General features: G+C 69.4%; 14 protein-coding genes. 13 read left to right on the top strand and 1 reads right to left on the bottom strand.

The annotated features are described in order from the left end of the window. The first annotated feature begins 6 nt into the window (after window positions 1-6). Both RAC81_RS15110 and RAC81_RS15105 read left to right on the top strand, forming a co-directional pair. Window positions 7-462 carry a flagellar hook capping FlgD N-terminal domain-containing protein gene (locus RAC81_RS15110; RefSeq protein WP_375083120.1) on the top strand — a complete coding sequence of 152 codons (456 nt, stop codon included), beginning with the start codon at window positions 7-9 and terminating at the stop codon, window positions 460-462. Window positions 463-492: 30 nt separating this feature from the next. Then, complete coding sequence (locus RAC81_RS15105; protein WP_375083119.1) at window positions 493-1659, top strand: flagellar hook protein FlgE; 1167 nt, start codon at window positions 493-495, stop codon at window positions 1657-1659. A gap of 160 nt (window positions 1660-1819) precedes the next feature. Here the strand turns inward: RAC81_RS15105 and RAC81_RS15100 are convergent, their stop codons facing one another. After that, a complete protein-coding gene (locus tag RAC81_RS15100; protein ID WP_375083118.1) occupies window positions 1820-2812 on the bottom strand; it encodes a hypothetical protein in 993 nt (330 codons plus the stop codon). A gap of 297 nt (window positions 2813-3109) precedes the next feature. On the opposite strand from RAC81_RS15100, the gene RAC81_RS15095 reads away from it, so the two are divergent. From RAC81_RS15095 to RAC81_RS15045, 11 genes are all read left to right on the top strand, one after another. After that, a complete protein-coding gene (locus RAC81_RS15095; RefSeq protein ID WP_375083117.1) occupies window positions 3110-3340 on the top strand; it encodes a flagellar FlbD family protein in 231 nt (76 codons plus the stop codon). Between the two features lie 2 nt (window positions 3341-3342). After that, window positions 3343-4140, top strand: a complete 798-nt coding sequence (locus RAC81_RS15090; protein WP_375083116.1) for a motility protein A — start codon at window positions 3343-3345, stop codon at window positions 4138-4140. Continuing rightward, window positions 4137-4952, top strand: a complete 816-nt coding sequence (locus RAC81_RS15085; protein WP_375083115.1) for a flagellar motor protein MotB — start codon at window positions 4137-4139, stop codon at window positions 4950-4952. Before RAC81_RS15090 ends, RAC81_RS15085 begins: the two co-directional genes overlap by 4 nt. Window positions 4953-4983: 31 nt before the next feature. Next, the gene (locus RAC81_RS15080) at window positions 4984-5877 is read left to right on the top strand and encodes a flagellar motor switch protein FliM (RefSeq protein ID WP_375083114.1); all 894 of its coding nucleotides are present in this window, start codon (window positions 4984-4986) and stop codon (window positions 5875-5877) included. Beyond that, window positions 5874-6530 (top strand): FliM/FliN family flagellar motor switch protein, encoded by a 657-nt coding sequence (locus tag RAC81_RS15075; RefSeq protein WP_375083113.1) that lies wholly within the window; start codon window positions 5874-5876, stop codon window positions 6528-6530. The genes RAC81_RS15080 and RAC81_RS15075 overlap by 4 nt, the downstream gene beginning before the upstream one ends. A 2-nt stretch (window positions 6531-6532) precedes the next feature. Further along, window positions 6533-6958 (top strand): flagellar biosynthetic protein FliO, encoded by a 426-nt coding sequence (locus tag RAC81_RS15070; RefSeq protein WP_375083112.1) that lies wholly within the window; start codon window positions 6533-6535, stop codon window positions 6956-6958. Between the two features lie 228 nt (window positions 6959-7186). Then, complete coding sequence (gene fliP / locus RAC81_RS15065) at window positions 7187-7915, top strand: flagellar type III secretion system pore protein FliP (RefSeq protein ID WP_375083184.1); 729 nt, start codon at window positions 7187-7189, stop codon at window positions 7913-7915. Beyond that, complete coding sequence (gene fliQ, locus RAC81_RS15060; protein ID WP_096715435.1) at window positions 7915-8190, top strand: flagellar biosynthesis protein FliQ; 276 nt, start codon at window positions 7915-7917, stop codon at window positions 8188-8190. Before fliP ends, fliQ begins: the two co-directional genes overlap by 1 nt. Then, window positions 8190-8951, top strand: coding sequence for a flagellar biosynthetic protein FliR (locus RAC81_RS15055; RefSeq protein WP_375083111.1), 762 nt, complete (start codon window positions 8190-8192; stop codon window positions 8949-8951). Before fliQ ends, RAC81_RS15055 begins: the two co-directional genes overlap by 1 nt. Continuing rightward, the gene (locus RAC81_RS15050) at window positions 8948-10051 is read left to right on the top strand and encodes a flagellar biosynthesis protein FlhB (RefSeq protein ID WP_375083110.1); all 1104 of its coding nucleotides are present in this window, start codon (window positions 8948-8950) and stop codon (window positions 10049-10051) included. The genes RAC81_RS15055 and RAC81_RS15050 overlap by 4 nt, the downstream gene beginning before the upstream one ends. Window positions 10052-10097: 46 nt before the next feature. Further along, entirely contained in the window at window positions 10098-12164 is a 2067-nt protein-coding gene (locus RAC81_RS15045) for a flagellar biosynthesis protein FlhA (protein WP_375083109.1), read from the top strand. Window positions 12165-12173: the final 9 nt, after the last annotated feature.

The following is a 12173-nucleotide window of genomic DNA, read 5'->3' as shown; positions in this document are numbered from 1 at the left end:
GACGCCATGACCATCCCCATCACCGCAGCCCCGACGATCGACGCGACGAGCTCGATCCACACCGGCGGCACGACCGACCCCGCTGCGCGCAAGCAGGTCATGGACGGCGAGGTGTTCCTCAAGCTGCTCGTGACTCAGCTGACGCACCAGGATCCGTCCAACCCCATGGACACCAACGAGATGATCGCCCAGACCACCCAGCTGGCCATGATGGAGCAGCTCACCGCCCTCGCCGACAACGGAACCGAGGCGTTCGCTCTGAACATGCGACAGGCCGCGACCGCGCTCATCGGTCAGGAGGCCTCGTACAAGGACGCCGACGGGAAGGCCGTCACCGGAATCGTCACCAAGGTGTCGTTCGACGGGGCTGTGCCGCAGGTGACCATCGGGGACAAGACCATCGCACTCGACGCCATCACCGGCGTCACCTCCACGACCGCACCGGCCGCCCCGGCCGCCTGACCTCCGTCTCACACAGGAAGAGAGAACACCATGCTTCGCTCGCTCTACTCCGGGATCTCCGGCCTCCGCTCGCACCAGACGATGCTCGACGTCACCGGCAACAACATCGCCAACGTCAACACCGCCGGTTTCAAGGGCTCGTCCGTGCTGTTCCAGGACTCGCTCTCGCAGCTGATCGGCAACCCCGGCATCCCCGACGACCAGGTCGGCGGACGCAACCCCGCGCAGGTCGGACTCGGCGTGCAGGTCGCCGGTGTGCGCACCAACTTCGCGCAGGGCTCCGCTCAGGCCACCGGACGCGGGGGAGACCTCATGATCTCGGGTGACGGCTTCTTCGCGGTGCGCTCCGGCGGCGAGACCCTCTACACCCGCGCGGGCGGCTTCACGTTCGATCCGACGGGCAAGATGGTCACGGCCGACGGCTCGGTCGTGCAGGGCTGGGCCGCGCAGAACGGTGTCGTCAACACCGGCGCCGCAGCGGGCAACATCGTGCTGCCGCTCGACGCCGTCGCGCCCGCACGGGCCACGACTGCGGCGACCCTCGCGGGCAACCTGCCGTCGACCGCGGCTACGGGCGACGTGCTAGTGCGGGACGTGACCGTCTACAACGCCCAGGGCACGCCGTCGACGCTGAGCCTGAACTTCACGCGCACCGCAGCGGGCTGGGACGTCACCGAGCCGGTCAGCGGCGCCACGGGCGCTCTGACCTTCACGGACGGCAAGCAGACCGGCGCGGGGCTCACCCTCACGGCCGGCCCCGTGACGGTCGACCTCACCACGGTCACGGGTTACGCCACCCTGTCGACCGTGGCGGTCACCGAGCAGAACGGCGCGGCAGCCGGCACGCTGAAGTCCTACAGCATCACGGGCGACGGCTCTATCGTGGGGACCTTCAGCAACGGCGCGACGCAGACGCTCGCGAAGATCGCGATGGCCGTCTTCGACAACCCCGAGGGACTCGAGAAGGCAGGGAACTCCTCGTACCGCGCGTCCGTGAACTCCGGCGCCGTGCGCATGGGCGAGCCCGGCCAGGCGGGGTTCGGGAACCTCCAGTCGGGATTCCTCGAGATGAGCAACGTCGACCTGTCGCAGGAGTTCACGAACCTGATCGTGGCCCAGCGCGGGTTCCAGGCGAACGCCCGCATCATCACCACGAGCGACGAGGTGCTGCAGGAGCTCACCCAGCTCAAGCGCTGATCGCCGCCTCCGCCCCCTCCGCCCCCTCCGCCGCCTCTGCCGCCTCCGCCGCCTCCGCCGCGAGCCACCCCTTTTCGCCCGAGCCACCCCCGTGGAGCGGGCAGCGAAAGGGGTGGGTCGCGCGCAAAGGGGTGGTTCGGGTGCGCAATGCGGTCGGCGGTCAGACGGAGGCGCGACGCTGCGCGCGCAGGCCGAACGCGCGGAAACGGGCCTCGGCCGCATCGATGCTGCGCATATCGGAGCTGTCGACCCGCATCACCCGCCATCCTGTGACGCCGCGGACCCAGTCTTCGCGCGCCTTCTCGTCGAGCAAGACCTGTTCCATCGAGCGGGTCCCTCGAAGATCCGGGTCGAGGTACTTGGACATGCCATCGCACTCGATGAACGTGCGCGCCTTCTCGACGGCGATGTCCATCCAGAACTGGCCGCCGTTCGGCCCGGCGATCGGCATCTGGAGTGTGGGCCTCGCGAACCCGAGCTGGTGCAGACGGTATCGGGTGACGCTCTCCAGCGGGAGCTGCGCTCGCCCATCCACCAGCGCTGTGATCTCCCTCGCTTGCCGTATGCCGCGGGCACCCGGTGCGCGAGTCCGCCCCTCGAGGGAGTGCATCAAGTCATCGGCGGCGAGCGCATCGAAGGCCCACGGCTCTCCCGCGATCCGTGCGGCGGCCGCGTCCGCCACGGCGAGCGCGGTGTCTCCCGCGACCGTGCGGATCACGTCGTACACCGTGCGATCGAGGGTCGTGACACGGAGGCCGTCGATCTCATCGACGTCTCTGTCCGGGATGGCGCCCTCATGCCGGATGATGCCGGGAATGCTGTGCCGATGGTGGGCGCGATCCGAGATGACATGCACCCGCGACGGTACCGTCCGGTAGAGAGGAAGGTCCCACAGCACCGCGGCGGAGATATGAGAGAACACCGGCCGCGTGGTCGCCGCCGACTGGGCGACAGCGAGGACTTCGGCTCTGTGCCGGGATTCCGGCCAGAGGCCGTCCCACTCTCCGCGGTCGATGAACCATCCTCGGCGCACGCGATGAAGGCGGCCTCCGTCCACCGCCACGCGGATCGCGCGCGGACTCCATCCGCTGCGTTCGAGGTGCCGGCGATCGACGAGCAGGTGCCGGAGTTCTGAGAGGGAGGCATGACGCATGCGGCGAGTGTGCCCGCTCCGCCGCCGCAGCGGGCCGTTCCCGAGATGATGTGCGCCGTATGCCACCGGTCGTCGCCATGTGCAGAAGGGGTGACACCGGTCCGCACCGCCGTCGAACCACCCCCTTCCGCGCGACCCACCCCGTTGCGAACGCGAATCACAGGGGTGGCTCGCGCGCAAAGGGGTGGCTCGCGGGGCGGGGAAGGGGGAGGGGGGTGGGACGCGGCGGTTACCCGGAGCGGGCCTCGTCGCGATAGTCGGGGCAGACTCCCTCCTTCCCACGTCCGGAGACCCCGAATGATCACCGTCACCCGCCTCGACCACACGAGGTTCGCGGTCAACCCCGACCTCGTGGAGCGCATCCAGGAGTCGCCGGACACGACCCTGCACATGATCGACGGCCACGTCTACGTGATCTCGGAGAGCATGGATGCCGTCATCGACCTGATCGTGGCGTATCGCGCCCGGGTGCTGAGCGCGGCGCAGGCGATGACCGGTGCGTCGGCCGACGGACGGGCCGAGGTCTGATCGTGGATCCCGCATTCATCATCGGCGTCATCGTCGCGTTCGGCGCCCTCGTGGCGATGATCACGATGGAGGGAGCGAGCTTCCAGGCGCTCCTGATCCCCGCGCCGATGATCCTCGTACTGGGCTCCACCATCGGCGTCGGCATCGCCAGTCACACCCTGCGCGACACGAAGCTCGCCGCCGCCAGCCTCGGACGCATGGTGCGCGGTCCGCGGATGACTCCGGAGGCCGTCATCCCGTTCCTCGTCGGCTACGCCGAGAAGGCCCGCGGCGAAGGCCTGCTGGCGCTCGAGCAGGAGCTCGACGGCGCACCAGACGACTTCACCCGCCAGGCCCTGCAGGCCCTCGCCGACGGCACCGACGCGGAGGACCTCCGCACGGTCATGGACGACGAGATCGAGGCGGCGTCCTCCCGAACCCGCGTCGCAGCCCGCTTTTTCGCCTCCCTGGGCGGATACGCGCCGACGATCGGCATCGTCGGCACCGTCGTGTCGCTGACGCACGTGCTCGAGAAGCTCGACGAGCCCGATCACCTCGGCCCCATGATCGCCGCCGCCTTCGTCGCGACGCTCTGGGGTCTGCTCTCGGCCAACTTCATCTGGAACCCGATCGCCGGCCGCCTGAACCGCATCGGCGCCGTGGAACTCGAGCGCATGTCCCTCGTCGCCGAGGGGATGCTCGCGATCCAGGCCGGCAGCGCGCCGCACCTGCTCAAGGAACGTCTCGAGGCCATGTCGACGGTGCGTCCGAAGGAGAAGAAGGCCAAGGTGTCGTCCGACCCGCTGGGGGAGGACGCGTGAGCAGCGCCCGTCGCGCACGCGGACGCGGCCATGCGGACGACTCGCACGACGAGCCGGACGAGCGCTGGGCCGTGTCGTACGCCGACATGGTCACGGTGCTCATGTGCCTGTTCATCGTCCTGTTCGCGGTTTCGAACGTCGACGCGACGAAGTTCGAGCTGCTGGCCAACAGCCTGGCGACCGGGTTCGGCCAGGAGGAGAAGCCGGGCGGAGCGGCCGACACCGCGGAGGGCGTCGTCGTGCCGCCGGAGCTGCGCGACGACGACGGCGTGATCGATCTGCAGGCGCGGGCGAACGCCGAGTACGAGTCGCTGGAGGAGCTCCGCAACCGCATGCTCGAGGCGCTCACCGCGCATGGGTTGCAGAACACCGTGTCGTTCGTGATCGACGAGCGCGGTCTGCGGGTCGGGCTCGTCGGGGCGGAGACGTTCTTCGGCGACAACAGCACCGCGCTGTCGGGCAAGGCGGACGCAGTCCTCGATTCGATCGGCGACGTCCTCACCTCGGTCGACAACCAGGTGAGCATCGAGGGGCACGCCGACCACCGCGTCTCCGCCTATCCGTTCGCGACGAACTGGGAGCTGTCGGGCGGACGCGCGACCCAGGTCGCCCGCTTTCTCGTCGAGCACGAGGGCATCGCGGGCGCACGGGTCAAGGCGACGGCGTTCTCCGACACACGGCCCATCGCCCAGGGCGACGCACCGGAGGCCCTGGCCAGCAACCGCCGCGTCGACATCGTCGTCGAGTCCTCCGAGGAGGACCAGGTGCGCGCCCTCATCCCCGCCCTCGCCTCGGCCGCCGGAACGGGCTGAACCGATGACCACCACCGCCCAGGAGCCACGCATGTCCGCACCCGTGATCGACGACCCGGCGACCCGGTACCCGGCTTACGACTTCAGCCGACCCACGCAGCTCGACCGCGAGAGCACACGCCATCTGGAGGCGGCGTTCGAGTCCTTCGCGCGCCTGTGGTCGTCGCAGCTCACGGCGAAGGTGCGGGTCAGGGCGCACCTCGCGCTCGAACGCGTCGAGCTCATCTCGTACGAGGAGTACGCGGAGACTCTTCCCGGCACGACCGCCATGGTGGCCGGCGCCCTCCCGGGCCGCGAGGAGCCGTGCGTCGTGCAGTTCGGCCTCGACAGCGCGCTGCTGTGGGTCGTGCAGATGATGGGCGGGCGCAGCACGTCGCTCCCGGCCGCTCGGACGTTCACGCCGATCGAGCTCGCCCTCGTGCGGCACCTGATGGAGGGCACGTTCGAGCATCTGCACGTCAGCCTCGACGGATTGCTCCCCGGCGAGCCGCGCTTCGCGGCCGTGCACTACAACCCCCAGTACATGCAGGTAATCTCCGGGACAGCGGCCGTGATCGTCGCCCGGTACTCCCTGCGCCTCGGCGACGTCGAGACCACGGCCACGGTGATGCTGCCGGCATCCGCCGTGGTAGACCGCCTCGCCGCGTCCGGTTCCGACGCCGCGACCGCGCACACCGCAGAGCACACCCTGGAGCAGGTGCGCAGCACGCCGCTCGAGGTCACCCTGCGACTCGCGCCGATCACGATCGGAGCGGGAGAGGTGCTGGATCTCGCTCCCGGTGACCTCCTGCGACTCCCGCACCCCGAGACGCGCCCCTACGAACTCGTCGCCGACCGCACGACCATCGGCTTCGCGACCCCGGGCAGCCGAGGTTCCCGGCTGACCTGTCTGATCACCAGCACCCCCGAGGAGAACCACTCATGAGCACCTTCCACGAGACCGCCGTCGCCGCGGCGATTGCCGGCAGGATGCCGTTCGCCTTCCCCGTCATCCCCGCCCCGTCCACCGATCCGGGAGCCGTCGGGGATGCCGTCGCCGTGACCTTCACGGGAACGCCCGGCGCTCGCATCGCGCTTCAGGTGGTCGATCCGACCCAGCTGGAGGACGGATCCGCGACCGCACCGCTCGCCGATCGCCTGCATCCGATCTTCGAGGCCGCCGTGGTGGTGCTCGGCGCCGGCTCTCTGAGCGAGGGAGAGCTCCTGCCCGCCGCGTCGGTCTTCACGGACGCGGGGACCCAGGTGTTCGACCTGGTCGACGCCGCAGGAGCAGTCGTCGCCCGCGCCGCCGTGCGCATCGACGGAGCGCAGCCTGCGGGATCGACCGGACCGCAGCGACTCAGCCGCATCGCCGGTGTCGAGATGGAGCTCGTCGTGGAGATCGGACGCACGCGGATGCCGGTGCGCGACGTGCTCTCACTCGAACCGGGCCGCGTCGTCGAACTGGACCGCGCGGCCGGCTCGCCCGCCGACATCAAGCTCAACGGGCGCCTGATCGGCCACGGCACGGTCGTCGTGGCCGAGGGTGACTTCGCGATCCGCGTGGAGCGGATCCTCGACGGCGCCGAGGTCGTGTAGCCGTGAACGACCTGCTCGTCGCGGTGCGCGCGATCGTCGCGCTGGCGGCCGTGCTCGGTCTGCTCGTCTTCCTCAGCAAGCGGCTGCAGAAGAGCCAGTCGACGGGGACGAGCCCCTTCGCCGGGCTCATGCCCAAGAAGCTCACCGGATTCGCGCGGACGCGTGCGCCGCGGCCCGCCCCGGTGCGCCGCGCGCGTCCGGAGAAGATCACGGTGGTCGCACGCTCTGGCCTCGGTGGTCGCGCGCAGCTCGTGGTGGCCGAGTTCGGCGGCATCCGCTATGTGCTCGGCGTGACCGAGCAGGGCGTGAGCGTCGTCGACACGCAGGAGGCTCCGGTCGCCGACGACGAGTCCGTCACGGCTCGCGACGAGGCGCCGAGCGCCCCACCCGACGACATCGTCGACCGGGCTCTGCGCTCCGTCGCCTGAACCGGCGCCCGAGGTTACGCTCGGGACGCTCTGTCGCGATAGTCGTCTGCGAGCACGGATAGCTCGCCCCCTCGGCTACGGATCGGCCACGACACCCATTCCCGGAGTGCCGCCGTGTCCTCAGTCGTGCCCCTCTCCGCGCCGCGTGCGCTCGAGCGGCGCCGGCGTGCGCAGGCGCACCGGAGGGTCGGGACGATCGCGCTCCTCGCGGTCGGCGTGGCCGTCGCGATGGTCGTGCTCGGGGCCGCGGACGCTCAGGCGGCCGTCCTGCCCTCCGAGACCGGTGACGGCGGTGGTGTGACCATCAACGGCATCAACGGAACGCCGTCCGACAGCATCATGACGCTGCTCGGCATCACGGTCCTCAGCGTCGCGCCGGCGCTGCTGCTCATGATGTCGAGCTTCACGAAGATCTTCGTCGTGCTAGCCCTGACCCGGAACGCGCTCTCGCTGCCCTCGATCCCGCCCAACCAGGTGCTCGCGGGTCTCAGCCTGTTTCTGACGCTGTTCATCATGTGGCCGGTGCTCACCGACATCAACACCGTCGCCGTGAGCCCGTTCACAGCCGGGCAGATCGACTTCGGTCAGGCGTTCGACCTCGCCCAGGCGCCGCTGCGCGACTGGATGCTGTCGTACACGCGCGAGGAGGACATCGCCCTGATGCACCGCGCGGCGCAGCTCGACAACCCCACCGACGCGGCGAGCATCCCGCTGCAGACTCTCGTCCCGGCGTTCATGATCAGCGAGCTCCGGGCCGCGTTCCTCATCGGGTTCGTCATCTTCGTGCCGTTCCTCGTCATCGACCTCGTCGTGGCCAGCGCCCTCATGTCGATGGGCATGATGATGCTCCCGCCGGTGATGATCTCGCTGCCGTTCAAGATCCTCCTCTTCCTGCTCATCGACGGATGGGGAATGATCATCACCGCCCTCGTGCAGTCGTACAGCGGGGGCGGCTGATGAGCCCCGAAGCCGTCATCGACATCGGACAGGCCGCCCTGATCCTCGGCGCGAAGCTCTGCGCGCCGCTGCTGATCACGGCGCTCGTCGTGGGATTCGCGATCTCGCTGCTGCAGTCGATCACCCAGGTGCAGGAGATGACGATCTCGTTCGTGCCGAAGCTCGTGGCGGTGGGCATCGCGCTGCTCGTGAGCGGGCACTGGATGATCGCCGAGCTCATCGCCTTCTCGAACGAGATGTTCGCCCGTATTCCCGGCCTGTTGAACGGGGGATGATGAACATCCCCATCGACTTCACCTGGCTCGAGGCCACGGCGCTCGCCTGCGTGCGCATCACGGCGTTCCTCGTGCTGGCGCCGCCGTTCAGCCACGCCACGATCCCGATGCGCATCCGCGCGATGCTGGGTGCGGGTCTCGCCCTCGCGGTCTCGCCCGTGGTCACGGTGGGGTATGAGCGCCTCGACACCGGGGGGTTCCTGCTCGCCCTCGTCGGCCAGGCCTTCACGGGGGCGCTGCTCGGCTTCCTCGTCATGGTGCTGTTCAGCGCGATCCAGGGAGCCGGTCACCTGGTCGACACGTTCGGCGGCTTCCAGCTGGCGCAGGCGTTCGACCCGGGAATGGCGATCAACGGGGCGCAGTTCACCCGCCTGTTCCAGATGACGGCGCTGCTGCTGCTGTTCGCGTCCGACGGTTACCAGCTCGTCCTGGGCGGCCTCTTCCGCTCGTTCGACGCGATCCCGGTCTCCGGTGTCATCGACCTGACGAGCCCCGCCGAAGCACTCGTCGGCGCCGCGGGTCAGATGATGCTCAGCGCGGTGCAGATCGCCGGACCGCTGCTCATCGTGCTGTTCCTCGCCGACGTGGGTCTCGGTCTCGTGACCAGGGTCGCGCCGGCGCTCAACGCGTTCGCGATGGGCTTCCCCGTGAAGATCGGACTCACGCTCGTGCTGGTCGGCTTCGTGTACGCCGCGCTCCCCAGCGTGGTCGGTGCGATCGCTGAAGATGCGGCCCGATTGCTCGTGGGGGTGACGCGATGAGCGACGTCGACACCGGGGAACGCACCGAGAAGGCGACCGAGCAGCGGCTCAGAGACGCCCGTCGCAAGGGACAGATCGGACGCAGTCAGGATTTCACGGCGTGGGTGTGCATCGCCGCCGCGGCCGTGATGATGGTGCCGACCGTCGCCGCGGGTACCCAGGTCACCACGGATCTCTTCCTCCGTGTCTCGCAGGTCGCTCGGCACCCTGCGGACGGCGCCGCGATGGATGCGCTGGGCGCGGCGATCGCGTCGCTCGGGGGAGTGCTGCTGCCGATGCTCCTGGTGGTGCTGCTCGCCACCGCAGCCACCGCGGTCGCCCAGGGCGGCATCCACCTGCGGGGCGTGCCGATGCGTGCCGAGCAGTTCAACATCGTGGCCGGGCTCAGACGCGTCTTCGGGCGTCAGGCGCTGTGGGAGGGGCTCAAGGCGCTTCTCAAAACCGTCGCGATCGGCGTCTCGCTGTGGATCGTCGTGTCCGGGCTCGTGCCCGTGCTCATGGCGAGCGGGAGCCACAACATCACCTGGCTGCTGGAGCAGGCCGCCGGGGGAGCCGTCGCACTGCTGCAGGTCGCGGTGGCCGTCGGCATCCTGCTCGCCGCGATCGACGTCGTCGTCGTGATGCGCCGCAACCGCAAGCACACGCACATGACGAAGAAGGAGGCGAAGGACGAGCACAAGAAGAGCGAGGGAGACCCGCTCGTGCGCTCCCAGCGTCGTTCGCGTCAGATCGCGCTGAGTCGCAATCGCATGATCGCCGCCGTCGGCGACAGCGACGTCGTCCTCGTCAACCCGACCCACGTCGCGGTCGCTCTCCGGTACGAACCGGGCAAGTCCGCCCCGCGCGTCGTCGCGAAGGGCGCGGGCGTCGTGGCGCAGAAGATCCGTGAGAAGGCGGAGGAGGCGGGTGTGCCGCTGGTACGCGACATCCCGCTCGCGCGGGCGCTGCACTCGGCGTGCGAGCTCGGGCGGGAGATCCCCGAGGAGCTCTACACCGCCGTCGCGCAGGTGCTCGCCTTCATCGAGCATCTGAAGCGTCGAGGGTCGGCGCGCGGAACCCACACCATGCCGTTCGAGAGCACCCGCGACCGCGGCCTCTGATCCCCGGCACCCCGCACATCCACCGTCACGAGAGAACGAGACACCCATGATCGGACAGATCCTGTCGAAGGCCGCAGTGCCGGTCGGCGTCGTCGGCATCATCCTGCTGCTCATCGTGCCGATCCCCACGCCGCTGCTCGACGTGCTCATCGTCGTCAACATCTCATTCGCCCTGCTGATCCTGCTCACGGCGATGTTCATCAAGAAGCCGCTGGAGTTCTCGGTGTTCCCGAGCCTGCTGCTGGTCGCGACCCTGTTCCGCCTGGGACTCAACGTCGCCTCCACCCGTCTCGTGCTCAGCGAGGCCCACGCCGGACAGGTGATCCAGGCGTTCGGACAGATCACGATCAGCGGATCCCTCGTGATCGGCGCGGTGATCTTCCTCATCCTCACGGTCATCCAGTTCGTGGTGGTGACCAAGGGCGCGGAGCGCGTCGCCGAGGTCGGCGCCCGCTTCACCCTCGACGCGATGCCGGGAAAGCAGATGGCGATCGACGCCGATCTCAACGCCGGACTCATCACCGAGGCCGAGGCGCGAGCCCGACGGGCAGAGGTCGCCGCGGAGGCCGACTTCTACGGTGCGATGGACGGTGCGTCGAAGTTCGTGAAGGGCGACGCGATCGCCGGCATCGTGATCGTCGTCATCAACTTCGTCGGCGGCATCATCATCGGCATGGTCCAGCACGGCATGGAGGTCGGCGAGGCGCTCGAGACGTACAGCATCCTCACGATCGGCGACGGTCTGGTCACCCAGATCCCCGCGCTGCTCATGGCGGTGTCCACCGGCATGATCGTGACCCGCGAGAACGCCGAGGCCGAGATGGGGCAGGCGGCGGGACGCCAGCTGCTGCAGTCGCGCAACGCGCTGCTCATCACCGGTCTCGCAGCCTGTGCGATGGGCTTCATCCCCGGGATGCCGCTGCTGGTGTTCCTCGCGATCGGAGCCGTGCTGCTGTTCGCCGCCTCGCGGGTGCGGGCGAACGAGGCGAAGGAGACGGCGGCGGCGCTCGACGCCCAGCAGCTCGAAGCGGCGGAGGCGGCGGCCGAGGGCCCAGAAGAGCTCATGGACCGGATGCGCGTGCACGCCCTCGAGATCTCGCTGGCCCCCGACATCGTCGATCTGGCTTCGGGCGGTCAGGGCGATCTGCTGACCAGGGTGAAGTCGCTCCGCCGCAAGCTCGCGATGGAGATCGGCATCCTGATGCCGCCGGTGCGCACCCGTGACAACATCGATCTGCCGGCGCAGACGTACGCGCTGCTGATCGCCGGCGTCGAGGTCGGACGAGGCACGGTGCCACGCGGACATGTGCTGGCCATCGGGACCGGACTGGACCAGTTGCCCGGTACCGCGGTGACCGATCCGGTCTTCGGGCTCGAGGGCAAGTGGGTGCCGACCGAGATGTCGCATGCCGCCGACATGGCGGGAGCGACGGTCATCGACCGCGCGAGCGTCATCATCACCCATCTGTCCGACGTGGTGCAGAGCCAGGCGGACAGGCTGCTCTCGCTCGAAGACGTGCGACAGCTGACCGAGCACCTGAAGCAGTCCAGCCCCGCGACCGTAGAGGAGCTGACGCCCGCGATGCTCTCGCTTGCGGCGATCCAGCGCGTGCTCGCCGGGCTGCTCTCTGAGCGAGTCCCGATCAACGACCTCGCCCGCATATACGAGGCGCTCGCGCTCCGGGCGAAGACCTCGACCGACACCCCGGGTCTCATCGAGGCGGCGCGCGCCGCACTCGGACCGGCCATCGCGGCCCGCTTCGCGCAGGACGGTCGCCTCCGTGTGCTCATGTTCGACCCGATGCTCGAGCAGCAGATGCTGGAGGGCATGCGCGCCGTCGAAGGACAGACTCAGATCGTGCTGAGCCCCGACGCCACGATGCACCTCCTCGAGAGCGTGCGGCGGACCGTCGCAGAGCTCGACCAGTCCGGCCCCGAGCCCGTGCTGGTCTGCGCTCCCTCGCTCCGCGCGGCCGTGCGGAAGATGCTGACGGCCCAGGTGCGCGGGCTGCCGGTGCTGTCGTACGACGAGGCTGCGGCCGGCGGATTCGCGACCGACGTGGTCGGCGTCGTGCGCATCGCGCCCACCGCCCTCCCGAGCCCTGCGGCATAGGTCCCTCCT

Source organism: Microbacterium sp. CR_7 (genome assembly GCF_041954755.1).
Lineage (GTDB): Bacteria > Actinomycetota > Actinomycetes > Actinomycetales > Microbacteriaceae > Microbacterium.
This window is presented reverse-complemented; position numbering and strand designations above follow the sequence as displayed.